This window comes from Vagococcus humatus (genome assembly GCF_003950325.1).
GTDB classification, from domain to species: domain Bacteria; phylum Bacillota; class Bacilli; order Lactobacillales; family Vagococcaceae; genus Vagococcus_C; species Vagococcus_C humatus.
Genome location: NZ_PXZH01000001.1, coordinates 522,042 through 547,910, shown reverse-complemented (window position 1 = coordinate 547,910; position 25,869 = coordinate 522,042). Strand labels below are relative to the sequence as shown.

Below are 25,869 nucleotides of genomic sequence, written 5' to 3'. Positions count from 1 at the left end.
GGGATTAAAGAAGTTGAAAAAGCAAGAGATGATGACTGTCGTCAGTCAAAAGTTATTAGCACCTAAAATTTATGAATTGGTGTTACAGGGAGAATTGGTAAATGAAATGAAAGAACCTGGACAGTTTTTACATATTCGGGTTAAACGGCAAGATTTATTGCTAAGACGTCCCATTAGTTTAGCTGACATTAATCCCCAAGAGAAAACCTGTACGTTAATTTACCGAGTAGAAGGACAGGGGACTCTTGATATGAGTGAATTAAAATCAGGAGACTTATTAGATGTGATGGGTCCTTTAGGTCATGGTTTTCCAGTAGCAGATATTACCCCAGCGGATCACGTATTAATTGTTGGAGGCGGGATTGGGGTTCCTCCCCTTTACGCCTTGTCTAAAGCTATTACAGCTAAAGGAGCTAACGTTCACCATGTGTTAGGGTTTGCTTCAAAAGAAGTGATTTTTTACGAAGAAGCTTTTAAAGCCTTAGGAGAAGTTAGCATTTCAACAGATGACGGTTCTTACGGAACAAAAGGGCATGTAGGCACTATTTTAGACCAACTAGTGACAAAAGACTTTCAGCCAACTGCAGTCTATGCTTGCGGAGCAAGTGGTATGTTAAGACGGATAGACCAACAGTTTCATGATCATCCTAGAGCTTATATGTCTTTAGAAGAAAGAATGGCTTGTGGAACAGGAGCTTGCTATGCCTGTGTTTGTCACTTACAACAGGATGAAACGAAAACCAAAAGTAAGCGAGTTTGTAAAGACGGACCTGTGTTCCAAACTGGGGAGGTAGTGATATAATGACTAATCGTTTAGCTATTCAATTACCAGGTCTTAATTTAAAAAATCCCATTATCCCAGCTAGTGGTTGTTTTGGGTTTGGAGAAGAATATGCCGAGTATTATGATATTAGTCAACTAGGAGCTATTATGGCTAAGGCTACAACACTGGAACCAAGATTTGGTAATCCTGTTCCGAGAGTAGCCGAAACACCTAATGGCATGCTAAATGCTATTGGTTTACAAAATCCAGGTTTAGAAGTCGTACTTAAAGAAAAACTTCCTGCCTTAGAAAAGTATGATGTGCCGATTATTGCTAACGTGGCAGGTTCAACGACAGAAGATTATGTGGCAGTTTGTGAAAAAATTGGAGATGCTCCTAATGTCCATGCCATTGAGTTAAATATTTCCTGCCCAAATGTTAAAACAGGTGGGATAGCTTTTGGCACAGATCCAGAAGTGGCTTATGAGTTAACTAAAGCAGTTAAACAAGTAGCTAAGGTGCCAGTTTATGTTAAGTTATCCCCGAATGTGACAGATATTGTTCCCATCGCAAAAGCTATTGAGGCAGGGGGAGCTGACGGGTTGACGATGATTAATACGTTACTAGGTATGCGGATTGATTTAAAAACAAGACAGCCTATTTTAGCTAATCAAACAGGTGGGTTGTCAGGCCCTGCGATTAAACCAGTAGCTATTCGGTTAATCCACCAAGTTTCCCAAGCAGTTAACTTGCCGATTATTGGTATGGGGGGAGTTTATACAGTGGATGATGTGTTAGAGATGTTTATGGCAGGAGCCAGTGCAGTAGCAGTAGGAACTGCCAACTTTACCGATCCTTACATCTGTCCTAAGTTAATTCATGACTTACCTAAGCGAATGGATGAGTTAGGGATTGAGTCTTTAGAACAATTAATAACTGAGGTAAAGGAGAGCCGCCTACATGGATAAAAGAAAACCAATCATTGCCTTAGATTTCCCTGATTTAGTTACGGTTCAAACTTTTTTAGCTAAGTTCCCTAAAAATGACTCACTGAATGTCAAAGTCGGGATGGAACTTTATTATCAAGCAGGTCCGGCTATTGTGACGTATTTAGTTGAGGCAGGCCACCAAGTGTTTCTCGATTTAAAATTACATGATATACCTAATACAGTTGGCCGAGCAATGGAAGGCTTGGCTCGTTTAGGTGTAGCTATGACTAACCTGCACGGAGCAGGAGGTAAAGAGATGATGAAGGCAGCTGTAGCAGGCTTACAAAAAGGAACACCATTAGGCCAAACACCGCCTTTACTAATAGCAGTGACCCAGCTAACTTCTACTTCAGAACAAAGCATGCAAGAGGAGCAGTTAATTACTACTTCTTTAGAAGAAAGTGTGGCACATTACGGTAAGTTAGCTCAAGAATGTGGATTAGACGGTGTCGTTTGTTCCGCAAAAGAAGTATCAGTTATTAAAGCTAGCACGTCTTCTGACTTTTTATGTGTTACCCCAGGGATTCGGCCTAAAAAAGGAGAGCTAGGAGATCAAAAACGAGTGATGACTCCTTTGGAAGCTAAACAAATAGGATCTGATTTTATTGTGGTAGGTCGTCCTATTACCCAAGCTGTTGATCCTTACAAAGCCTATCAAGAAATTTTAGCAGAATGGAATGGAGAGATAAAATAATGACACAAACTAGTGAAATGATTGCCAATCAATTATTAGACATTAAAGCGGTGAGTTTAAGCCCTCATGAGCCATTTACTTGGGCAAGTGGGATTAAAAGCCCTATTTATTGTGATAACCGAGTGACAATGAGCTATCCTAAAGTAAGAAAAGACATCGCAAAAGGCTTAGCTAAGTTGATTAAAACCAATTATCCAGAGGTAGAAGTGATTGCTGGAACAGCCACAGCTGGAATTCCCCATGCTGCTTGGGTGGCAGAAATTTTAGATTTACCAATGGTGTACATTCGAAGTAAAGCCAAAGATCACGGAAAAGGTAATCAAATCGAAGGAAGAATTACTCCTGGTCAAAACATGGTGGTCATTGAAGATTTGATTTCAACAGGTGGCAGTGTGTTAGCTGCGTGTCAAGCGGCTAGCCGTGAAGGTGCCAATGTATTAGGAGTGGCAGCTATTTTTACTTATGAGTTACCCCAAGGCATTGAAAACTTTAAAGAAGCAGGTTTATCTTTACATACGTTAACAAACTACACAACCTTGATTACTGCAGCAGTTAATAGTGGCTACATTGAAGAAAATGCGGTAAAATTATTACACGAATGGAAAGAAGATCCAACAAGTTGGCCTAGTCATTCGTAATCTAACTGTAAAGGGGTTGTGTCTATATGAGCAATCAAGTAATTTGGGGATATGAAGGAGAGATTGGTCCAGATTTTTGGGATACTTTATGTGAAGAATTCCACGAAGCAGCCCAGTTTCCGCAACAATCACCGATTGACTTAACTAATGTACCAACTGTAGAGCTAGACTACCAAGAACCACTTGTTTTTTCTTATGTGTCTCAAATATTTAATCAAAGGGTAACTCAGCATGCGTTTCATTTAGTGCCGCAAGAGTTAACTGGCAAAAGTTTTGTGACTTTTAAAGGTCAAGCTTACTACTTGCAAGATATTCATGTGCATTTTCCAAGTGAACATATTTTGGAAATTACTAGTAGTGAGGCAGAATGGCATTTTGTGCACAAAAATGAACAGGGACAACTCCTTGTTTTAGGCCTATTGTTTAATTCTACGGATCAACAGTTTTATCTGAAAAATGAAAAAATGCGTGACTACATTGAAACACACTTTTTACAAACAGATACATGTGAAATAAATCCTGGGTTATTTTTACCAAAGAAACAGGATTATTATCATTATGTAGGTTCTCTTACAACTCCGCCAACTCAAGGGCCTGTCTATTGGTTTGTGATGGATGCAGTTCAGGAAATTCATCAGTCCTTTATGGATTTATTCAAATCAAAATTACCTGTTAAAAATCACCGGCCAGTTCAGCCTTTAAATGACCGTAAAGTTTGGTATTACGAAGACAAAGATGAGGAACATACTAACTCCTAATGTTGATACATTTAGGAGTTTTTCTGCTTAAAAAGGAAGTGTGAGTTTAGTGAAAAGGAGGGAGCAAGAGATGGACATATTTCATGCACTAGGTAGACAATTTCAAAAGCCAACAGGCAAACTAGGGCAAGTGCTAGCTGTATTTATGAATCAGACCGGTGTGGTTTCCTATCAGTATTTAATTAAACATTTAGGCATAAAAGGAGAAGAGCCAGTTTTAGAACTGGGGATTGGTAATGGGGTTTTACTGAAACAAGTGGCGGAAAAATATCCGACAGTCCCTTTATACGGAGTAGATTATTCAGAGGATATGCTTCAAGTAGCAAGTAAAAGACTCGCTAAGTTATCTGCCCCAGATATTTTCTTAAAGAAAATGGATATAAATCAACTGCGTTTTCCTAAAGATTTTTTTCAAACGATTTATACTCGTCACACCTTGTATTTTTTAGAAGATCCCCAAGCTTTTTTACAGCGGGTGTATCAGATTTTACAACCTGGTGGCCGCTTTTTAGTGGTTTATTTTTCAAAAGAATGGTTATCGTTACCGATGTATAATGGCTACCGTTTTTATAAACCAGATACTTTAGCATTGACAAAGTACGCTACTCAGCTAGGCTTTAGTCACATTCAAACCCAAACTATTTTTCCTAAATTGGTTTATTGTACTATTTTCACAAAATAATGAAAAAACCTTGAAACAGCCAATGCTTTGTGCTAGCATTAAATTGGAAACAGGACAAAGTTGGTGTTTGTCTTGCCGTTTATGTAAATAGCATGATTACACCACCTACTATTGATTAGTCAATGATCAGTAGTAGGTGGTTTTTTTGTGAAAGGAGATTGAGTACATCATGAGTACCTCACCATTTCAGCAAGTTAAAACGTTAATTAAGTGGGGAATATTATGTTTAGCAGTTGGGTTAGGTATCGGTGGGTTAGCGGCATTTTTCTTACAGGCCCTAACTTTCGTGACGGATATTAGAACGACTCATATTTGGTTGATTATGGGGTTACCAATTTGTGGAGCTGTCCTAACTTATTTGTATCAAGTTTACGGAGCTAATAGTATTAAAGGCAATAATTTAATTATTGAGCGTGCTAACGGAAGTAACGAAGCCATTTATTTACGGATGATTCCCTTGTCTTTGTTTGGCACGATTTTGACTCACTTATTTGGAGGTTCAGTTGGCCGAGAAGGGACAGCTGTTCAAATGGGGGGAGCCGTTGCGGCGGCAGTTGGTAAAACAGCCAAAAGAGTCATCACTTTAACAGATAAAGAAAAAGAAATTTTAATTATTTGCGGCATAAGTGGAGGATTTAGTTCAGTTTTTGGCACGCCTTTAGCAGGCACATTCTTTTCAATGGATGTACTAGCTTTAGGTAAAATTCGCACAGAAGCTCTTATTCCAAGTTTTTTGACTGCTTTAGTTGCGACTCATACCACCCAGTTTTTAGGAGTAGCTAAGCCAGTGTATCCAGTACCAGTTATTCCTTCATTTACGTGGACGTTAATTATTCAAGTAGGGTTATGTGCAGTGGTATTTGGTCTAGTTAGCCGGTTGTTTAGTCAAGGAATTGTTTGGATCAAACACATGTACCAAAGACTCATACCTACTCGTCCTGTACTTAGAACTTTTGTAGGGTCTTCTATTATTCTTTTATTTGTGGTTGTTTTTCAAACCACTCGCTATTTAGGACTTAGCTTACCCTTAGTTAGCGATGCTTTTTCAGGAGACCAGCGTCCTTTAGATTTTTTAATGAAACTTATTTTTACAACATTTTCATTAGGCGGCGGTTTACAAGGAGGAGAAGTGACACCTTTATTTGAAATCGGAGCCACGTTAGGAAGTTCCCTTAGTCAATTATTTCATTTACCTCATAGTTTAATTACCACGTTAGGTTTTATCGGGGTATTTGCTGGGGCAACTAACACGCCTATCACTTGCTTTATCTTAGGAATTGAACTATTTGGTTCGCCAATTGCCATTCCGTTGTTGTATGTTTGTTTAATTAGTTACTTGGTTTCAGGAGATACCTGTATTTACCGAGGACAAAATAGAAAATTAGGTAAAATGCGGTTTAGATAGCTGAATAACATCAATAAAAAGAAGTAGAGCGTCTAAACAACGCTCTACTTCTTTTTTATATGAGGAGTGAAGAAGGAATTATTCATCTGATGAAGCATTTCCGCGAATAACTAATACTTGACATTTAGCTCGTCTCACCACGTAACTCGTGGTTGATCCAACTAATAGTTTATCTAACATCCCTTTACCAGTAGCTCCCATTACAATTAAATCAATTTTTTCTTGTTGGGGCATTTTATACGCAATCATTTCTTTTGGATCCCCTTGTCTAACAATAGGGTAAACTTCTTTCACGCCGTATTCTTTGGCTTCGGCTGCTAGTTGGTCCATATCATGGTGGGCATCTTCTAATTCTTCTTCAAAGACCCCTTCCACAATATAAGGAGCAAATGGATCGATTCGAGTATCAACCACACGCATAATCCAAAGCTTAGCATCTAAAGATTTAGCTAAATCCATTCCATGTTTGAAAGCCAAATAAGCATTATCTGACCCATCATTTGGTACTAATATATTTTTATAAAGTGTTGACATACTAGATCCCTCCTTAAAAAAATCTATATATCCTACTATTATTATAACATATTCGTGTTAAAAATTGTAACAAAAGTCTATTTATCCAAAGGAAGTTTTACCTATCCAAGCGATTCAAGTGCGTTTATTTAGAAAATAACATAAGAGAAGAAGTAGAGAAGCTATTCTTTCCTTCTTTGTTTGTTGTCAGAAAAGGGTAAAACTTAGGATAAGATAATCAAAAGTATTTGCTTTCTGTCTTATTAATCGATAAGATAAAATTTGATAACTAGTTATCTGACAAGGAAATTAAGAGATAACTGGAGTTTGTTTAAAGGAAGGTCGATAACGTGAGTGAAACGGTATATGCAGTGGTGGATATAGAAACAACAGGAACCAATCCTAAAAGGGACCGAATTATTCAAATAGGGTGTGCATTTATTCAGCAAGGAGAAATTATTCATACCTATGTTCAAGATATTCATCCTGGTATTGACATTCCTCATACGATTCAACAACTCACCCATATAACCAATGAACAAGTAGCCCATGCTCCTTTACTGGAGGAAGTGGCTAAGGAGATTTATCAGTTATTACAAGGAACGACGTTTGTGGCTCACAATGTGTTTTTTGATTATCAGTTTTTAAAACAAGAGTTATTACGCTGTGGTTGCCCTGAGTTGCAACTCAAAGCAATTGATACAGTGGAGTTAACCCAAATTTTTTATCCAACCCTTCCTAGCTACCGGCTAAGCGACTTAGCTCAGCAGTTTCAACTATCTCATGAAAGACCTCACCAAGCAGATAGTGATGCCTTAGCTACGGCTCAGCTGTTTTTAGAGATGGAAGAGAAGATTAAACAACTGCCTTTAACTACTTTAGAGAAAATTGTGGAACTGGCAGATGTGTGTGCCATGGATACCCAAGATTATTTAGAACAATTAGTGAAAGAACAAGGAGAGCATATTCCTCCTTTAAGAGAAGACTTGTGTATTGTAAAAGGTATTGCCTTAAAGAAACCAGAGTCTATTCAGTGGCAAGAGAAGTTTTACGAAACACAGGAAGCTGTCTATCCTATTAGTCAGGCAGATAAACAAGAGGTCTATCAAGATCAGTTTGAATACCGAGAGGGTCAAAGTCAAATGATGGATCAAGTGTATCGTTTTTTCACCTCTTCTAAGAAAAATCTGGCCCTAGAGGCAGCTACTGGTAGTGGTAAGACATTTGGTTACTTATTTCCTTTAAGTTATTTGGCAACGAAACAAGAACCTGTCATTATTAGTACAGTGTCTGTCTTATTAGAACAGCAAATTTTAAAGAAAACTGTCCCTATGATTAATCAGCTACGACCTGGCTCTTTAGTAGCAACCTTACTAAAAAGTCATCAGCATTACTTAGATTTGACTCGGTTTATGGAAACCTTACGCTACCCTGTGAAACAAAAGCAGTATCAGTTGTATCAGATGGGGGTGTTAGTCTGGTTAACAGAAACAAAAACAGGGGATTTAGAGGAGTTAAATTTACGGGTAAGTGATCACTTGTTTTTAAAACATGTTCGGCATAGAGGTCTGAAAAGCTTAGATCCTCATTCTCCTTTTTACAACCATGATTTTTGGTTAGCTATTTTAAATCAAATGAAAGAGTCTAATGTTTTGATTGTGAATCATGCCTTTTTAGCAGAAGAAAGTCATCGGCAGGAGAAAATTTTACCTAGCTCTCCTTATTTAGTGATAGATGAAGCCCATCATTTGCCAGATATTTTAGAAAAAAATCAAAGTCGGCATTACTACGGAAGAGAGTTAAGCCAGTTAGTTCAAAGGATGCTTCATTTTTCTGATGAAACGCCTTACTACGGTTTTGAAGATATAAAAGAAGATCCGGTTTGGCAAGGGCAGATTGTTTTACAAGAAAAAGTGTTAACTGAGTTAAAAGAAAGACTGATTGATTTAACTAGTGATGTATATGATACTTTAACTTTAGATTATGGTTATCAGGAAAAAGAAGAAATTATGCTGACAAACGAAAGAATGCTTAAAGCACCTGCTTATTTACATAAAGAATTAGGACAAATTGAAATACTTTTACAAGAAGGGTTAGACTTATTTGGTCATATTCGGAAAATCTATCAGCAAACCAAAGAAAAATGGTTAGTTAACGAGCAAGTTACTTTAACGGCTTGGCTAGATTTTACCGAAGAGTTGACTCAGCTACTAGACTTTTTAGGCTATTTTACCCAGGAGCAACCTGCTTCTATTATTCGCTGGGTCTATTTATCTGGTCAAGAGTATCAGTGGAGTGTGCATTACACAGATTTGACTAGTAGTCAGGTAGAGGAAAGTACTTGGTATCAACAGTTTCAGCATATTCTCTATACAGGCGGTACTTTAAGTGTGCCAAGTGATCCTCATTTATTAGGTCATTTACTAGGAATGGATGATTTACCAGTCACTATCTTACCTTCTCCTTATGATTATAAAAAACAAGCAAAACTTTACGTACCAAAAGAGGCTTTTAAAGAAGAGGTGTCAAAAGTATCTCAGTACGGAAAATATGTGGCACAGGTTATTCAGGACCTAGCCACTCATTGCTCTAAGTCTTTATTAGTTTTATTTACCTCTCATCAGCTAATTCAGTTAGTCTATCAGCATCTTCCTCACTTTTTTGAAGAAACTGGCAGTTACTTATTAGCTCAAGGGATTTCAGGAACAAAGGAACGAATATTAAAAGAGTTTACTCAAAAAACTCCCAGTGTATTACTAGGTACAGATACTTATTGGGAAGGGGTGGATTTACCAGGCAGTCATCTAGAAATATTAGTCGTGACTCGTCTGCCTTTTGAACCCCCTATGCGTCCTTTTGTTAAGGAAAAGTATGCTTACTTAGCTTCTCAGCAGCTAAATCCCTTTAAGTCCTATGCCTTGCCTAAAGCTACCTTACGCATGAGACAAGGACTAGGCAGGTTAATTCGTTCGAAAGAGGATAAAGGGGTCATGATCGTACTAGATCACCGCTTAATCGATGCTCATTACTCTTCTCAGATATTAGATGCTTTACCTAAAGAGCTCCCAGTAGAAGTGAAGGAAATGAAAGAGATGATGAAAGAAATAATTATTTTTTTAGAAAGCTAGTGAAATAGGACTAATCTAGTAGCTAAATCTGATATAATAGGAAACATCTAATAAAGGAGTTTGTCACTAATTATGAAAAATAAAGTATTAACAGGGTTGTCCATTTTTTTAGGTTTAAGTATTTTATTTTCAGTTATTTTCTTCATTCGCAGTAATCGTCCGATGGCAAGAGCTCAGGAGGAAAGTATTCAAGTGGTGAAAGAGATGACAGATATTCGTGAGATTGACCGGTTTTATTGGTTTACCCGAAAAGAAACCTCATTTGCGGTTTTAGGGCGAAATCAAGCAGGTCAGGCTAAATTAGCCATCGTTCCTCAAACAGGAGGAAAAGTCCGAGTATATGACTCTAGTAAAGGGCTAACTGAGTACGAAGCGATTCAAGCGGTTAAGAAGAAGTATCATCCTCATAAGGTTATTAAAGTCAGTTTAGGACTTTATGAGGACCAACCAACTTGGGAAGTTGTGACTAAAAACGAAAATAAAACCTTAAATTATTATTTGTTAGATTTTAAAACAGGTGACATTGGACATGTGATTAAAAATATTTAAGAAGGAAAGGGAGATAAGAGATGAGTGTATCTAAACGAGTACAACAGTTAACCCCTTCAGCTACTTTAGCGACTGCTGCTAAAGCTCAGCAGCTTAAAGATCAAGGGATTGATGTCATTAGTTTAACTTTAGGGGAGCCAGATTTTCATACCCCGAAACATATTCAACAAGCAGCTATTCAAGCAATTACAGATGGGGTTGCAAGTTTCTATACAGCTAGTACAGGAATGAAGCAGCTAAAACAAGGTATTTTAGATAGAACCAAAGCAGATATTGGTGTGGCCTATGAGTTAGATGAGGTAGTGGTAACTCACGGAGCTAAGTTTGGGCTTTATAGTTTGTTTCAAGCCCTATTAGATCCTGAAGATGAGGTTATCATACCTGCTCCTTACTGGGTTAGTTATGTGGAACAGGTCAAACTAGCTGAAGGCGTCGCAAAAAAATTAGTGCCTAAAAGTGCTCATCAGTTTAAAGTCACGTTAGCAGAGTTAGAAGCGTTGAGGAGTGAGAAGACTAAAGCTTTAGTTTTAACGTCTCCTTCTAATCCAACAGGGGCTGTTTATACGAAAGAAGAATTAGTAGACATTGGTCAGTGGGCAGTTCGTCATAATATTTACATTATTGCCGATGAAATCTACGGGAAATTAGTGTACAATGGAATGGTATTCCACTCTTTAGCTAGTCTAGGAGAGCAGATAAAAAAACAAATTCTTTTAATTAACGGAGTATCCAAAGCTTATTCGATGACAGGATGGCGAATTGGCTATGTGCTAGGAGATCAAGAGATTATTGCTGGAATTGGAGCAGTCGCTTCACAAGCAACAAGTAATCCGGCGACAGTCAGTCAATATGCTGCACTAGAAGCCTTGACAGGTCCTCAAGATAAGGTAGAAGAGATGCGTCTAGCCTTTGAAGAAAGACTAAATGTTATTTATCCTTTAGTCAAAGCCTTGCCTGGAGTCAAACTAACAAAACCAGAGGGAGCTTTTTATTTATTCCCTGATGTTAAAGAAACAGTCGCTCTTTGCGGCTATTCAGACACGCAAAGCTTTGTTGACGCCTTACTCGAAGAAGCACATGTCGCTGTGGTAGCAGGGGCAGGATTTGGAGCACCAGATCACATTCGGTTAAGTTATGCCACAGACTTAGAAACTTTAAAAGAAGCAGTCAAAAGAATGCAACATTTTATTGAGAAAAAGTCAAAAAAAGTGTAAGGTTAACTAGTGTACAAGTGAATATAGGAATGATTGGAGAGACACAGATGGAAAGAATTAGAATTATTGATTCAAAAGATCATGTTGGCGAAGTCGTACAAATCGGCGGTTGGGTTGCTAACAAACGTTCAAGTGGTAAAATTGCCTTTTTACAGCTAAGAGACGGTTCAGCTTATTTTCAAGGAGTCGTAGTTAAAAACGAAGTCCCTGAAGAAGTGTTCGAATTAGCTAAATCTTTAACACAAGAAACTTCTCTTGTGGTGACAGGGGAAATCAGAGAAGATACTCGGTCACAATTTGGGTATGAAATTGGCATTCAAAATATTGAAGTGATTGGAGAAAGCCACGACTATCCTATTACACCAAAAGAGCATGGAACAGATTTTTTAATGGATCATCGTCATTTATGGTTACGTTCTAGAAAACAACATGCGATTATGCAAGTACGTAACGAATTAATTAGAGCAACTTATGCTTTCTTTAATGACCATGGTTTCATTAAAATAGATCCACCTATTTTAACAAGTAGTGCTCCAGAAGGGACAACTGAATTATTCCATACGGATTACTTTGGTCAAGAAGCTTACTTATCTCAAACTGGACAACTTTATTTAGAAGCAGCTGCTATGGCTTTTGGCAAAGTTTTCTCATTTGGGCCAACTTTCCGAGCTGAAAAATCTAAAACACGTCGTCATTTAACTGAATTTTGGATGATGGAACCTGAGATGGCTTTTGTTCATCAAGATGAAAGTTTAGAAATTCAAGAACAGTATGTGGCATTCATGGTTCAAAGCGTGTTAGATAACTGTGACTATGCTTTAGACGTGTTAGAGCGGGATAAAGAGGTATTAAAAACTTATACTCAATTACCTTATCCTCGTATCTCTTATGATGATGCAGTGACATTACTACAAGAAAATGGCTTTGAAGATATTAAATGGGGAGACGATTTTGGTTCACCACACGAAACATTCATTGCTAACCATTATAGTAAACCTGTTTTCATTTTAAATTATCCAAAATCAATGAGTCCATTCTACATGAAACCACATCCAGATCGTGATGATGTAGTGATTAGAGCAGATTTAATCGCTCCAGAAGGCTACGGCGAAATTATTGGTGGTAGTGAACGGGCAGTAGATTATGACTATATTTTAGAAGAGTTACATAAAGATAACTTAAAAGAAGAAGACTATGCTTGGTATTTAGATCTTCAAAAATACGGTTCAGTGCCTCACTCAGGCTTTGGACTAGGTTTAGAAAGAACCGTTACATGGATTTGTGGTATTGAACATGTTCGTGAAGCTGCTCCATTCCCTCGTTTATTACACCGTATTTATCCATAGACATGTTTTAACATGACCTAAAAAGTGTTGATGCTTAGCCATCAACACTTTTTTTAGAAGGAGGGAAAACTATGATTGGCATTAGCGGCTGTTTATTAGGCAAAAAGTGTCGGTATGACGGGGGTCATCAAGAACAACCTGCTCTTTTAACTTTGTTAGAAAATACTGCTTGGTTAAGTATTTGTCCGGAAGTCGAAGGAGGTCTACCGATACCAAGAGAACCTGGAGAAATTAAAGGAGGAGACGGCTTTAACGTATGGCAAGGTCAAGCTAAAGTAATATCAGCTCAAGGGAAAAATTTGACTGAAGCTTATCAACTAGGAGCCAAAAAAGCTTATAAACGTCTGAAGCAAGCAAATATTCACCTGCTTATTTTAAAAGAGAACAGTCCTTCTTGTGGCAGTCATTATATTTACGATGGGAGTTTCTCTGGTTATAAAAAAACAGGAGTAGGAGTTGCTACTGCTTATTTTATTCAACAAGGTCTGACTGTTTTTTCAGAAAATGAGATAGAAGAAATTGCGCAATGGTTAGCGAATCATCCAGAAGAAAACACAGATTTTATAGAAAGAAACGTTGACTAATGAGTGATAAATCGGTACTCTATTAATGGATGAAGTGAGGTGACCAAAATGGAAATAGCTAAAACAAACCGAATGAACGCTCTGTTTGATTTTTATGCCACCCTCTTAACAGAAAAACAAATGAATTACATCGAACTGTATTATGCCGATGATTTTTCATTAGGAGAAATTGCAGAGGAATACGGGGTAAGTCGCCAAGCTGTCTATGACAACATCAAACGAACAGAAAAAATATTGGAAGATTATGAACGAAAGTTACATCTTTATTCTAATTACGTGGTTCGTTCAGAAGTGATTGACCAAATAACAAAGATTCTCAAAGAAGACTATCCAGAAGAAGATCGTCTACCTCCTCTACTGGATGCGATACAAGAGATAGAAGAATAGGAGTCGAAATAAATGGCATTTGAAAGCTTAACAGATCGCTTGCAACAAGCCTTTAAAGGGTTGAAAAAAAAGGGTAAAGTAACAGAAGCTGACGTTCGGGAAATGATGAGAGAGATTCGTCTAGCCTTACTTGAAGCCGACGTTAACTTTAAAGTTGTAAAAGACTTTACAAAACGAGTCAGTGAACGAGCAGTTGGGGAAGAAGTACTAGAAAGTTTAACCCCAGATCAACAAATCATTAAAATTGTTAACGAAGAGTTAACTGCCACATTAGGGGAAGAAGCAGTTCCCCTAAATAAATCACCTAAAATCCCAACGATTGTGATGATGGTTGGGCTACAAGGGGCAGGTAAAACAACCTTTGCCGGAAAATTAGCCAACTTTTTAAAAGAAAACGAAAAAGCTAGACCGTTAATGATTGCTGGAGACGTGTACCGTCCAGCTGCGATTGAACAGTTAAAAGTGATTGGACAGCAATTAGATGTACCAGTATTTGATATGGGAACAGAAGTTAGTCCAGTAGAAATTGTCCGTCAAGGGTTAGAACAGGCTTATCAAAATAAAAATGACTATGTCTTTATCGATACAGCCGGTCGTCTACACGTAGATGAAGTGTTAATGGATGAACTATCACAAATTAAAGCATTAGCCCAACCAAATGATATTTTATTAGTAGTAGATGCAATGACAGGGCAAGATGCTGTTAACGTAGCAGACAGCTTCAATAAACAGTTAGATATCACTGGGGTAGTGGTAACGAAATTAGACGGAGATACACGTGGGGGAGCTGCTTTATCTATTCGAGCAGTCACAGGCAAACCAATTAAATTTGTCGGAACCGGTGAAAAATTAACAGATATTGAAGTATTCCACCCAGACCGAATGGCTAATCGAATCTTAGGAATGGGGGACATTTTAACTTTAGTTGAAAAAGCTCAAAAAGATTACGATGAGAAAAAAGCTGAAGAATTAGCAACTAAAATGAAGGAAAACACCTTTGACTTTAATGATTTTATCGAACAATTAGATCAAGTCATGGGAATGGGGCCTTTAGAAGACTTAATCAAAATGATTCCTGGTATGAACAATGTACCTGGGTTAGATCAACTGCAAATCGATCCTAAAGATGTTGAGCGTAAAAAAGCAATTATTTATTCTATGACACCAGCCGAACGGGAAAATCCTGATTTATTAAGTCCTAGTCGCCGAAGAAGAATTGCTGCCGGTTCTGGTAACAGTGTGGTAGAAGTGAACCGGATGATTAAGCAGTTTAACGAGTCACGTAAAATGATGCAACAAATGACTAAGGGCAAAATGCCTAAAGGAATGGATCAAATGTTTGGCTCAGGGATTCAAGGCAAAATGGGTAAAATGGCTATGAATCAAATGATGCGTAAACAAAAGAAAATTAAAAAGAAAAAAATGCGTAAAAAGAAAAAATAGATAAAAACAAGCACTGATTTGAATGAAAATTAGTGCTTGTTTTCTGATTAAATTTTTCTATAAAGTTATAACTTATGGTACAATAATGTTAAGATGTCAAAGAAAAAGAAAGAGGGAGAATAAGGGTGAAAGACCATCCAAATAAACTATTATCTTCCAGAACTTTTACCTATTTTTTGCAGTTAACGGATACGTTAAATTATACTAAGGCTGCTCAGTTGTTAGGTATTTCTCAGCCGGCTTTAACCCAGCAAATCAAAAAAATGGAAGCCAGTGTAGGCACACCGTTATTTGAAAACCATGGGAAACAACTGCAAATGACTGAAGCAGGTAAAATTATGAAACGCACCATTGATAGTGTGTATGAAATTTTAGTTGAAGGAACAGAGTCTATTCAACAAGAAAGTTCTGTCACAAGTGGAAAAATTACGATTGGGGTATCTGCCTCTGTTCAGGATAAAGTGTTAACCGATTTTATCATTGATTACTACCGGATGTATCCTAATATTGAAATTTCTCTGATGATGGTAGGCCGAAAAGAAGTGTGGGATTTTTTAGATAAAAATAAAATTGATATTGCTATTTTATACTTGCCTGACGGAATGCTTAAAAAATGGAAAAGTTACGAAGCTACCTCGATTATTAAAGATGAGGTATTGTTCATCCATAATAACCCAGAGTTTTACGGAAAAACCAGTATCACTTACGGGGAATCTATGGAATTACCTTGGGCGACTTATCCCAAAACTTATTTTGTTTCAGAAGTGATTCAATCCGCCTTTCATTCCCAAGAATTTCGGTTGCCAGAAGCGGTGGTTCATTTTACTCGGCCAGATCAAATGCTTCGGTTTGCTAGAGCTACTGGGGTGTATACAGTAGTACCTAAGTCTTTCTTTGAGCCATACCGACATAAAGAAAACTTACATGCCTTACCTTTTGAGCCACCAATTAAGATGAATTTATCCTTTATTTACCGCAAGGAAAAATTAAAAATTCCTCGGGTGAAACATTTCTTTGAAACATTTTTTACTTACATTGAAGACGAGGATTATCTTTCTCGTTTAAATAAATTTACAGATTAAAGGAGATTTTTATTAATGAGTAAAGTTTTAGTAAGCGGACATAGAAATCCAGATACAGATTCTATTGCTTCTGCTATTTCATTTGCGTATTTACAACAACAATTAGGAGTGGACGCTGAGGCAGTAGCACTAGGTACGCCAAATGAAGAAACTCAATTTGCTTTAGATACTTTTGGGTTCAAAGCTCCTCGTGTCATCGAAAAAGCAGGGGATGAAACTCGCCAAGTAATGCTAGTTGACCACAATGAAGCTCAACAAAGTATTCCTGATATTAAAGATTTAGAAGTGTTAGCTGTAGTGGATCATCACCGCATCGCTAACTTTGAAACAGCTGGCCCACTTTTTTACCGAGCAGAACCAGTTGGCTGTAGCAACACGATTATTTTAAAATTATTTAAAGAAAATAATGTGGCTATTCCTAAAAATGTTGCTGGCATGATGCTTTCAGCTATTATTTCTGACTCTTTACTATTTAAATCACCAACGTGTACAGAGGAAGATATCAAGGCAGCTAAAGAATTAGCTGAAATCGCTGAGGTTAATATTCAAGCTTACGGCTTAGATATGCTAAAAGCTGGAACTAATTTAAGTACTAAAACTGAATTAGAATTAGTAACTATGGACGCTAAGAGTTTTCCAATGGGAGATAAAACTGTCCGTGTAGCCCAAGTGAATACAGTAGATATTGCAGATGTTTTGACTCGTCAAGAAAAGCTAGAAGCAGTGATGGCAAAAGAAAATGCTGACAATAACTTTGATGTATTTGTGTTAGTGATTACTAATATTTTAGATAGTGATTCAGTTATTTTAGTGGTAGGAAACCATCAAGAGATTGTTGAAAAAGCCTTTAACGTGACACTAGAAAACCATACTGCTTTATTAAAAGGCGTAGTTTCTCGTAAAAAACAAGTAGTCCCTCAGTTAACGGAAGCCTTCAAATAATAACAGATGGCAGTCAAAAGACAACTGACTCGGTAAGAGTGGTTGTCTTTTTTCTTTCGTTAGAAAACTAAGTTAAAAGGTGACTATAATATTATTATGTCAACTAAAGATAGGAGTGAATAGGCATAATGTCCGTTGTATGTTTATATGAAAGTTCTGAACCAATGAAAGCAATAGAGTCATTTGAGTTAGATCCTATAGCTTTGTTAACCTTTTTAAAACAGGAAGAAAATGGGGCAACATTAAGAGAGCTTAAAGGACAATTTAACCAATGGAGCAACTGGGATAAAGAGATTGAACAAATCATTCAATTAGGTTGGATTAAAAGAAAGGATGGCCGCTATTATTTTAATTTACCAGTCATATCCTCTAAACAAGCCTTTGAACAAGGGCTTGAAATTCCTAGACCTTATCCCTTAAAACCTTGGGAAAGTCTTTTATTTGACTATTTTTTATCTCAATCCTTACTAGCAGGGGAGGCTTGCTGGATTTGGGCAGAACAGCCAGTGGTGACTTACCGGGTAGACTTACAGTATACCCAACGTAGTTTATGGCTAGATTTTGGAGAGAACCAGGGCATAAACGGGTTAGCTCATTATTTTTCTACCCAACAAGTTTCTCCTAGCCAACAAGAAATTTTAAGGTTAATAGGGGATGTAAACCCAGTTTTTATCTTGAATATGAGTGAACAAATTTTGAAAGAGTTAGATAAATCCAAGGGAAACGTATCACATATACCAGTCTTATTCATTGATTTATTAACCAAAATTGGTTATATTTATAAAAATAGTATCTTAATAAAACAAGAAGTTTGCGAGGAATTAACGGATAAAGTCTTAGATATTCGTCATGAAGCTTATGAGTATGGTCAAAGTTTGAGTAAATCTTCACGTCAAGCTGTTTTATTCCAACTGCAGAGTGATTGGGGACAAGGATCTTATTCTTTACCTTTTCAGCAATTAATTAGAAAATAAAAAGCACCCAACGAGATACTTTACATGCTAACTATCTCGTTGGGTGCTTTTTATTAAAATTAGATTAAAAATAATAAAGGAGGTGATTTAAACAACCGATTTTTCGCCAAATCTAATTGAGAATCATTTTTAATAAGGAAAAAATAGCTTTAAGCTTTATAGAGTTTACTTTTTTATTCACAAACTTTTTTTAGACAGTTGTTTTTGAGAAGTATTCTCATTGAAGAGATAGTTTCATAAAAAGATTATTAAAAAAACATTCAGTTTTGTAAGGATATTAAGTGAAACTTTTATGAAAGTTTGCTAGACTGTAAGCAGATTAAGAAAGGGAGGCGTTTATTATGACACAAGCTGAAACAGCTAAAATGTCAGGGAAAGATTTTTTATTTAAAGTCTTAAACGGAACAGCCATAGGTATTATTGTAGGACTTATTCCTAATGCAGTATTAGGAGAAATTTTTAAAGCATTAAATGGGCCAATTTGGGATACCCTTTATCAAGTAGTGTTTTCATTACAATTTGCAACACCAGCTATTATTGGGGTTCTTGTCGGGTTACAATTTGGCTTTAATGCCATGCAAGCAACAACGATTGGTACTGCTACGTTTGTAGCATCTGGAGCCGTGAAGTTAACTATGGCGACAGTGAATGGTATCGAAAAACCAACTTGGGTTGGGGGAGGCATTGGAGATTTAATCAATGTGATGATTACTGCCGCTATTGCTAGTTATGTGGTCTTAAAAATCAAAGATCACTTAGGCTCTTTAAATGCTATTTTACTTCCTATTTTAGGTGGAGCATTACCTGCAGCCATTGGGGTTTTCTTGTTACCATACGTAAGTAAAATTACTGCGTTAATTGGTAGTATGATTAACGGCTTTACAACTTTACAACCAGTTGTGATGAGTGTATTAATTTCAATTACGTTTTCTATTTTAATTATTTCCCCAATTTCAACAGTGGCGATTGGGTTAGCCATTGGATTAGAGGGAATTTCATCAGGTTCCGCAGCGATTGGGGTTGCTGCTTGTACCGCAGTATTAGTAGTGGCTTCCATGAAAGTTAATGAAAGTGGGACAACTTTAGCCATTCTTTTAGGGGCAATGAAAATGATGATGCCTAATATGGTAAAAAAACCAGTGATATTAGTGCCAATTATTTGTACTGCTGCTGTAAGTGGGGTAGTTTCAGCCTTATTAAACATTCAAGGAATTCCTTCTAGTGCTGGGTTTGGACTAGTGGGATTAGTAGGTCCAATCCATGCCTTTCAGTTACTAGGTGGTTCAACAGTTGGTAAGCTAATTTCTGTTACCATTGCCTTTATCGTGGTACCATTTGTAGTAGGCTTTTTAATGAATTATCTGTTCGGTAAAGTATTGAAACTTTACGGAGAAGACGCATTTAAATACAATGTGTAAACAGTTAAAAACAAGCTTAAAGGAGAGAGATTAATGAAAATTGCAATTGCAGGTTCAGGCGCTTTAGGTAGCGGTTTTGGTTTTAAATTATTTCAAGCAGGTAACGAGGTAACATTAATTGATACGTGGCCAGATCATGTGGAAGCCATTAATACTAACGGACTAGAAGTAGATTTTAACGGAGAAAAAGGAACTGAAAAAATTCCCGCATTTTTCCCACAAGATGTGAAAGATACCTTTGATGTTGTCTTTGTTTTTACTAAATCAATGCAACTAGCTAACATGTTAGAAGCGATTCAACATACCTTAACAGAAGATACTAAAATTATTTGTTTATTAAATGGCTTAGGTCATAAACAAACCTTAGCTAAATACATTCCTGTGAAAAATATCTTTATGGGAACGACAGTTTGGACAGCAGGGATTGATGCTCCTGGTAAAGTTCACTTTATGGGACAAGGACCTGTTGAACTTCAAAATATTGACCCTAATGAAAAAGCAGCAGCAGAAGAATTAGTCGAAATGATGGCAAAAGCTGGTTTAAATGGTCAATATAGCGATAATGTTGTCTTTTCTACTTGGCGTAAAGCTTGTGTAAACGGCACACTAAATGTTTTATGTTCCATCTTAGATTGTGATATTGAAGAATTATCTAAAACAGAAACTTGCCGTAATATGATGACAAGTATTATTACAGAGTTTTCTCTAGGGGCTAAAGTCGAAGGAGTTACTTTAGATGTGACGGAAACAGTTGATTATCTAATGGATCTTTGCGGAAAAGTAGGACCACATTACCCTTCTATGCACCAAGATTTAATCCAAAATCATCGTCCAACAGAAGTAGATTATCTAAACGGAGCAGTGGCTAAAATGGGTAAAGAACACGGATTTGACGCACCAACTTGTCAAATTATTACGGATTTAATCCATGCTAAAGAAGATTTATTAGGAATTAAACGTTAAACTGAATGAATGGTTGCTTTCTTCTCTTGTTAGGGAAGAAAGCTTTTTTACTGAAAAAGGAGATTGATTAGATGAAAGAATGGCAGCATATCGAAGAAATGGAAGCTATTTTAAAAGAACATCAAGAGAAAGTAGGGGAGTTACAAGAGTTATTAACTTTTTTACAACGGCAGCAACCTGAGTACCAGCAATTACTGGCTTATTATGGAAGTGAGAAGTGGTATGAAGATTTAGCAGAAGATGAAGCAGGAAATCTACCAGATAGCTTAGCTAGAGGAGTCTTGTCAGAGGACGAAATTTACAATTTAATAGGCGACTACCATGAAGTTAGTGTTCAAATGCTACAGTTAGTCACTGATTTATTAACGCATTAAAAAAAGATGACTGAGCTTAAATTAGCTTCGTCATCTTTTTTGTTTAACTAGCTAAAGAGTGACCTAATAGCTGGTTTAAGGTGTAGTAATGGATTAATTTGTTTAACTGATTATTGACCACCTGTGTGGCATATTCTTTATCAAAATCTTCTCGGTTTAACTGAATAGTGTTTTCTTCTTCAGTGACTCTAAAACCAGCATTATAATAGAGTTTAGCTAAGCCGTAAAGCTGTTTAAACTCATCTGCATAGTTAGAATCAAAACGAGAACTGTAACTATCTAAATGAGTGGAATCTGCTAAAACTAGCACAGGATAGACTGTTTTAGTAAACAAATAATCGGTCATTAAAGTGCATAGAAGTGTACCGGCACCGTATCCTCGCCATTTTTCTTCTACAAACACCTCGCTAATCTGATTGTCGTGAATGGAAATCTTCCCAATCACACTAGTCTCTTTATTGGCTAAAGTTAAACTTAGTTGGAATGTTTCTGGTGTTACTTCAACTAAGTCAAAAGTCACTTGGTTGTCCTGAATTAATTGTTGATTTTCTGCGGTTAAATCAAAAGCTTCTAAAATTGTCATAAATATATCCCTCCAAAATAGTACCAAAGTAGTACAAAATAAACCCCTTACAATTTATATTATAACGCTTTTTATCTTAAAATGTTACACGCTTTCAAAAATAAGTTGAATTATTTTAAAAAAGTTTGATTATGTGATATCTTATGGTTGAACAAAGGGATATTTAAGCTATCTAGAAAGGGGATTTCACAAATGCTAACGGATATTTATCAAAGTTTTTTTGATCAGTTGGACGGACTAGGTAAACAACAACTGACCACCTATTTAGCTGAAGAGCCTGAAGGTAAAACTCATATCCTACAGTTTTTAAATGCAAAACTAAGTGAACCTGTAACAGTGAGAGACTTAGAAACCATCGATGTTTTGGCTTACTTTAGTGATTTATCAGTGGTTGATGCTACCAATTTAGAAAGTGTAGAAGGATTTTCTTCTGTTGTAGAAGATGTATCAGATACAGGAGGCTATAAGTGAGGGGGCAGATCGACTATCGCAGTTGTTAGCGATCAATTAGCTCAGTTTTACTATGCAGGAACAGATAACATCGGGTATGTTAGTCTGTTTCGCCCAGACGCACGCTTAAAAGTTGTCATAGAATAACAGATATTTTCTAGTTTATTCCGCTAATTTTTAAGAAATTAAGATGCAGATGATATTTATTCATGATATACTAAGAGTAGATTTATATTATGGGCTCTTTGAGTGGATACACATTATTTATTGTAGATCAGAAACTGCAATAAATAAATAAAGAGTAGACCTACTAGTGAATACGCTAGTAGGTCTTTTTTGTTTTGCTAGCTAAAAGTCAATCTATCAGTTACAATAGAATTAATAATAACGCATTTAAGTTAATTGTCAAGGAGGCTCACATTTTATGACATCATCTATTCAACATATAGATCATCCGATAAATATGTATATACGTGGCCAAGTAGGTATCACAGTGGAACAATTTGGTCAACTGGCAGGGATTCCTCAATCCACATTAACCACTTGGGTTCAGCGTAAAAGACGAATCGAAAAATTACCGATTTATTTTTATGCAGCTTTAGCAGATGTAGCAAAACAATCAATTTCTGAGGTTTATCAGGCAATGTTAAACTTGCAGCATGAATATGACCGATATTTATACGAAACAGCTAAAAAAACCGACCAAACTATTTTTAACCAAGCAGCTTATGAAGGTCGGGCTGTTAAAGCTAGTTACGTTAAAGCCAGTATCACAGAACAGTTAATTAGTCCGGCTAAACAACTAGTTAAAGCACTAAACGAAGACGATAAATTAATGTTTTTAGAAGCTTTGTTACTCATTTATAGTCAAATTAACCGAGCAATTCCTAAATGGATGACTGATTATCTTCAAGATAAAGAAACCTTTAATGAGTTCGGTCGTTCATTTTATAATACATTGATTGCTTAACCTATAAGAAGTTAGAGAAGGATAAACCTGGTAAGTTACTAGGTTTATTTTTTATTAGTAAGAGTCATTTAGAGTGATTTTGTTAGAATTATAAGTGATAGGTAAGTAGCTTATAAAGCCATAAAAAAAGAATTCTATTTTAGTTTACATAATATATATTATACAAAGTAGTCAAATTTATGAAAATCACTAATCTTTAGTTTAAATTGATTCATTTATTTTTCTTGTTAATCCTCTGTTAACTGTTTTTAAGCATTATTTGGATTATCTATAGTTAATCTATTTTTAAGTTGATCTTTTATTTTTTTAGCTAGTTTATTTTTATTTATCAGATCGTTGGTTTAAGTTTAAACTGAATTTGTTTAGCTAGATATCTAAATTATCAATTAAAGATTTTATGTTGCTGCTAATTGTTGGCTGATTTAGCTATAGTTTATGAACAAATTAATGTTAAAAGCTTGTGGTTTCATCCATTAACATCCCTTAAAATAAGTTTGTGAAATTGCTACAGATAGCTTTTTAGACTGGACTTAGTTGTATAAAGAGAAATTGTGTTAGTTTAGCCAGTAAATAGAATAATTTTAATTTTATTAGGTAAGTCGGATAAGTTAGTTAATAACTTGTATGCGTTATTAATATTTCGTTTTTAGCCTAAGCTAAGCTAGTATCTTCTTCTTCTCTTCTTCCCTACCTCCTCTATTTAACACTAAAATAGTCCCTCGTAAGAGATTAGTGCCTTCTTACAAGAGACTATTCACTATCCTTTTATATTTCTACTACAATATCTTCATCTGGAAACCAGTGAGTATGGCTATTTTTACCACTTTTTTTATTCGTGATAAAGACATCTACATCATGGAGGTCACATATTTTAAATACAGAGCTGCCGTTAAATTTAGTGTTTTCCGCTACTAAAATAATCCGTTGGGAATTATGAATAGCTGCTTCTACAATCAAAGCATCTTCTTCGTCCTCTAGAAAAGCTCCTTCTTTAGTAATAGAAGCACAGCCGACAATCGCTGTATCAAATCTAATTCGTTCACATCGTTTTAGTGTGTCTACGCCGTAAAAAAAACGGTTTTTAGGGAAAAAACGTCCCCCTAGTAGATGTGCTTCAATATAAGGTTTAGTACTTAAATAATTCATATTATCTAAAGAATGAGTGTATACTCGTAAGCTTTGATCTAATTTTTTACAAAGTAGATTAAAAATAGTGGATGTGGCAATAAAACAAGTTTCATTTTGATGAATATATTTTAAGGTTTCTTCTGCTAGTTTATTTTTTAAAACAGGATTAATCAAATTACGTTCACTATAATTTGGTATCAATTTTTTTTGATAGGCAAGAGATAAGACGCCACCGTGAGTTCTAATGGCGAGTCCCATATCTACTAGTTTAACGATATCTCTTCTAGCAGTATCTTGAGAAACTTGTAGCACTTTCATGATTTCTTTTGTGCTTAGTTCTCCTTTTTCATTTAACATATCTTGAATTTTAAGAATACGATTGGTTTGGTTCACTTGCTAACTAATCCCCTTTATACACTTGTCCCTTTATTAGAGAAGTGTCAATAAATCTTTTGGTTCATTCAAATAAACATCTACATCTGGTAAAGCTAACCCTTCGTGAGCTCCCCAAGTTGCTAAGGCAAATTTAGCCCCTGCATCTTTCGCACATTGATAGTCATATAAGGTATCCCCTACATAGATAGTCTTAGTCGGTGAAAGTTCTAGGCGTGTCATGGCTAACTCTAAAGGTTCTGGATGAGGTTTGTGCTTATTAGTATCATCAGCTGTTATCACTGTTTTAAAGTAGTGATCGATACCAAAAGGGGTGAAATCTGTATCAAAATTATGCCGAGTTTTAGAAGTAACAATCCCGATTGGAGTCGTTTGTGTAGATAAAGTATGAAGCACTTCTGACATGCCTTTAAAAAACTGCATATCTTGGTGCCGAGTTTGAATGATTTTTTTCCACTCAGGTATAAATTGTTCTGGATCTGGAACACCCATTTTTTTTAAACCTACAAGACCTGGAATACCAAAAATAAACCGTAGTTCCTCTAACGTTTTATCTAGCTTACGTTCTTGTTTTAACGCTTGTTGTAAGGTTTCTAACATGACCTGTTCTGTATCGATTAATGTGCCGTCTACATCAAAGAGAATTCCTTGTATCATTTACTTGCTCCTTTTTAGTCATTTTATACATAAAGAAAAAGCGAAATAGTTTCACTATCTCGCTTTTTAGTGTACCACAGGTTGCCTTATTAGTTAACTAGGTAAGAAAAGAAGCAAATATAGCAATGAATAAGTAACTGACTGGTTCTGGAATACGGTAATAATTTTTTTGAATGGTCTGTTGCTGGATCATTTCTAAATGTTTAAACTGGTTATATAGACCAAATCCGATTAAGCCGCCTAATACATTCATTAATAAATCTGTCATATCAGTAATCCGGTGTAAGGTTAGTAGCTGACTACACTCAATAATCAGAGACAAACTTAAATGAAATCTTAGGACAGGCATAAATTTTTGATACGTTGGAGAGAAAAATGGCAGCAATAAACCACAAGGGATAAATAAACAGATGTTTAGTAAATCTGTGATATTTACCCCCTCTTTAAAGGGAATCCACTGAATAATAGGATGAAATAACCCTTGTTTCCCTGATTGTAACCATGCCCATTCGGAAATAGAGGGAAAACCAACTAATTGAAGTAAAATAAATAAATATATGGCAAAAAGAAAGGCCACTTTCCCAGAACTTTTAAAGGCTTTATCTTTTCTAATTAAGTAGACTAAACATAAGACAATCCCTAGACCAATGAGATTTGTCATCAAATCGCTCCTTTGTCAATTAATCACTTGTTTATCTTACCACAATTGCTGTAAAAATAACTCATCCTAAAGGTTGATTTTTAATTAAAATGACATAAATTTATTAATTATTCGGAATAATTGTCAGTTAGACTGTACGAGAGCCCCTGATTAATGGTAAAATCTTATTGTTATCGTTTTT

The 25,869-nt window shown here is 36.1% G+C and carries 27 protein-coding genes; 22 read left to right on the top strand and 5 right to left on the bottom strand.

The genetic code is table 11. The features are described from left to right. Positions 1–28: 28 nt before the first annotated feature. From C7P63_RS02595 to C7P63_RS02565, 7 genes are all read left to right on the top strand, one after another. A complete protein-coding gene (locus C7P63_RS02595; RefSeq protein ID WP_165863777.1) occupies positions 29–802 on the top strand; it encodes a dihydroorotate dehydrogenase electron transfer subunit in 774 nt (257 codons plus the stop codon). Further along, positions 802–1,731 (top strand): dihydroorotate dehydrogenase, encoded by a 930-nt coding sequence (locus C7P63_RS02590; RefSeq protein WP_165863752.1) that lies wholly within the window; start codon positions 802–804, stop codon positions 1,729–1,731. Before C7P63_RS02595 ends, C7P63_RS02590 begins: the two co-directional genes overlap by 1 nt. Then, complete coding sequence (gene pyrF / locus C7P63_RS02585; RefSeq protein ID WP_125942599.1) at positions 1,724–2,446, top strand: orotidine-5'-phosphate decarboxylase; 723 nt, start codon at positions 1,724–1,726, stop codon at positions 2,444–2,446. The genes C7P63_RS02590 and pyrF overlap by 8 nt, the downstream gene beginning before the upstream one ends. Then, a complete protein-coding gene (gene pyrE / locus C7P63_RS02580; protein ID WP_125942598.1) occupies positions 2,446–3,084 on the top strand; it encodes an orotate phosphoribosyltransferase in 639 nt (212 codons plus the stop codon). Before pyrF ends, pyrE begins: the two co-directional genes overlap by 1 nt. A gap of 26 nt (positions 3,085–3,110) precedes the next feature. Further along, complete coding sequence (locus tag C7P63_RS02575) at positions 3,111–3,842, top strand: carbonic anhydrase family protein (protein WP_125942597.1); 732 nt, start codon at positions 3,111–3,113, stop codon at positions 3,840–3,842. A gap of 70 nt (positions 3,843–3,912) precedes the next feature. After that, on the top strand, positions 3,913–4,524 hold the full coding sequence (locus C7P63_RS02570) for a class I SAM-dependent methyltransferase (protein WP_125942596.1): 612 nt from the start codon (positions 3,913–3,915) through the stop codon (positions 4,522–4,524). Between the two features lie 169 nt (positions 4,525–4,693). Next, the gene (locus tag C7P63_RS02565) at positions 4,694–5,929 is read left to right on the top strand and encodes a chloride channel protein (RefSeq protein ID WP_125942595.1); all 1,236 of its coding nucleotides are present in this window, start codon (positions 4,694–4,696) and stop codon (positions 5,927–5,929) included. A 78-nt stretch (positions 5,930–6,007) separates the two neighbouring features. On the opposite strand, the gene C7P63_RS02560 is transcribed toward C7P63_RS02565, so the two are convergent. Continuing rightward, positions 6,008–6,463, bottom strand: coding sequence for a universal stress protein (locus C7P63_RS02560; RefSeq protein WP_125942594.1), 456 nt, complete (start codon positions 6,461–6,463; stop codon positions 6,008–6,010). Positions 6,464–6,792: 329 nt separating this feature from the next. Here C7P63_RS02560 and C7P63_RS02555 point away from each other — a divergent pair, with 329 nt between their 5' ends. From C7P63_RS02555 to C7P63_RS02495, 13 genes are all read left to right on the top strand, one after another. Next, positions 6,793–9,570, top strand: a complete 2,778-nt coding sequence (locus C7P63_RS02555) for a helicase C-terminal domain-containing protein (RefSeq protein WP_125942593.1) — start codon at positions 6,793–6,795, stop codon at positions 9,568–9,570. 72 nt (positions 9,571–9,642) lie between these two features. Further along, on the top strand, positions 9,643–10,119 hold the full coding sequence (locus C7P63_RS02550; protein ID WP_125942592.1) for a cell wall elongation regulator TseB-like domain-containing protein: 477 nt from the start codon (positions 9,643–9,645) through the stop codon (positions 10,117–10,119). A 20-nt stretch (positions 10,120–10,139) separates the two neighbouring features. Further along, positions 10,140–11,333, top strand: coding sequence for a pyridoxal phosphate-dependent aminotransferase (locus C7P63_RS02545; RefSeq protein ID WP_125942591.1), 1,194 nt, complete (start codon positions 10,140–10,142; stop codon positions 11,331–11,333). Between the two features lie 47 nt (positions 11,334–11,380). After that, the gene (asnS, locus tag C7P63_RS02540; RefSeq protein WP_125942590.1) at positions 11,381–12,679 is read left to right on the top strand and encodes an asparagine--tRNA ligase; all 1,299 of its coding nucleotides are present in this window, start codon (positions 11,381–11,383) and stop codon (positions 12,677–12,679) included. A 71-nt stretch (positions 12,680–12,750) separates the two neighbouring features. Beyond that, on the top strand, positions 12,751–13,263 hold the full coding sequence (locus tag C7P63_RS02535; RefSeq protein ID WP_125942589.1) for a 2-thiouracil desulfurase family protein: 513 nt from the start codon (positions 12,751–12,753) through the stop codon (positions 13,261–13,263). 48 nt (positions 13,264–13,311) lie between these two features. Next, positions 13,312–13,650: a putative DNA-binding protein gene (locus C7P63_RS02530; RefSeq protein WP_125942588.1), complete on the top strand. Its 339-nt coding sequence runs from the start codon at positions 13,312–13,314 to the stop codon at positions 13,648–13,650. 12 nt (positions 13,651–13,662) lie between these two features. Then, complete coding sequence (gene ffh, locus C7P63_RS02525; protein WP_125942587.1) at positions 13,663–15,093, top strand: signal recognition particle protein; 1,431 nt, start codon at positions 13,663–13,665, stop codon at positions 15,091–15,093. A 125-nt stretch (positions 15,094–15,218) separates the two neighbouring features. Continuing rightward, the gene (locus C7P63_RS02520; protein WP_125942586.1) at positions 15,219–16,175 is read left to right on the top strand and encodes a LysR family transcriptional regulator; all 957 of its coding nucleotides are present in this window, start codon (positions 15,219–15,221) and stop codon (positions 16,173–16,175) included. 15 nt (positions 16,176–16,190) lie between these two features. Beyond that, positions 16,191–17,117, top strand: a complete 927-nt coding sequence (locus C7P63_RS02515; protein WP_125942585.1) for a manganese-dependent inorganic pyrophosphatase — start codon at positions 16,191–16,193, stop codon at positions 17,115–17,117. Between the two features lie 128 nt (positions 17,118–17,245). Continuing rightward, a complete protein-coding gene (locus C7P63_RS02510) occupies positions 17,246–18,091 on the top strand; it encodes a DUF1803 domain-containing protein (protein WP_125942584.1) in 846 nt (281 codons plus the stop codon). Positions 18,092–18,432: 341 nt separating this feature from the next. Continuing rightward, positions 18,433–19,509, top strand: a complete 1,077-nt coding sequence (locus C7P63_RS02505; protein WP_125942583.1) for a PTS sugar transporter subunit IIC — start codon at positions 18,433–18,435, stop codon at positions 19,507–19,509. 33 nt (positions 19,510–19,542) lie between these two features. Beyond that, a complete protein-coding gene (locus tag C7P63_RS02500; protein WP_125942582.1) occupies positions 19,543–20,472 on the top strand; it encodes a 2-dehydropantoate 2-reductase in 930 nt (309 codons plus the stop codon). A 71-nt stretch (positions 20,473–20,543) separates the two neighbouring features. Next, positions 20,544–20,846 (top strand): DUF4298 domain-containing protein, encoded by a 303-nt coding sequence (locus tag C7P63_RS02495; RefSeq protein ID WP_125942581.1) that lies wholly within the window; start codon positions 20,544–20,546, stop codon positions 20,844–20,846. Between the two features lie 43 nt (positions 20,847–20,889). Here the strand turns inward: C7P63_RS02495 and C7P63_RS02490 are convergent, their stop codons facing one another. Beyond that, complete coding sequence (locus C7P63_RS02490; RefSeq protein WP_125942580.1) at positions 20,890–21,429, bottom strand: zinc-binding metallopeptidase family protein; 540 nt, start codon at positions 21,427–21,429, stop codon at positions 20,890–20,892. A 192-nt stretch (positions 21,430–21,621) separates the two neighbouring features. On the opposite strand from C7P63_RS02490, the gene C7P63_RS02485 reads away from it, so the two are divergent. Next, positions 21,622–21,900 (top strand): hypothetical protein, encoded by a 279-nt coding sequence (locus C7P63_RS02485; protein ID WP_125942579.1) that lies wholly within the window; start codon positions 21,622–21,624, stop codon positions 21,898–21,900. Positions 21,901–22,303: 403 nt separating this feature from the next. After that, positions 22,304–22,849: a hypothetical protein gene (locus tag C7P63_RS02480; protein WP_125942578.1), complete on the top strand. Its 546-nt coding sequence runs from the start codon at positions 22,304–22,306 to the stop codon at positions 22,847–22,849. Between the two features lie 765 nt (positions 22,850–23,614). On the opposite strand, the gene C7P63_RS02475 is transcribed toward C7P63_RS02480, so the two are convergent. The 3 genes from C7P63_RS02475 to C7P63_RS02465 all read right to left on the bottom strand — a co-directional run bounded on the left by C7P63_RS02475 (position 23,615) and on the right by C7P63_RS02465 (position 25,688). Continuing rightward, positions 23,615–24,370, bottom strand: a complete 756-nt coding sequence (locus tag C7P63_RS02475; RefSeq protein WP_125942577.1) for a DeoR/GlpR family DNA-binding transcription regulator — start codon at positions 24,368–24,370, stop codon at positions 23,615–23,617. A gap of 36 nt (positions 24,371–24,406) precedes the next feature. After that, positions 24,407–25,027, bottom strand: a complete 621-nt coding sequence (locus C7P63_RS02470) for an HAD family hydrolase (RefSeq protein WP_125942576.1) — start codon at positions 25,025–25,027, stop codon at positions 24,407–24,409. A 97-nt stretch (positions 25,028–25,124) separates the two neighbouring features. Then, on the bottom strand, positions 25,125–25,688 hold the full coding sequence (locus tag C7P63_RS02465; protein WP_125942575.1) for a VanZ family protein: 564 nt from the start codon (positions 25,686–25,688) through the stop codon (positions 25,125–25,127). Positions 25,689–25,869: the final 181 nt, after the last annotated feature.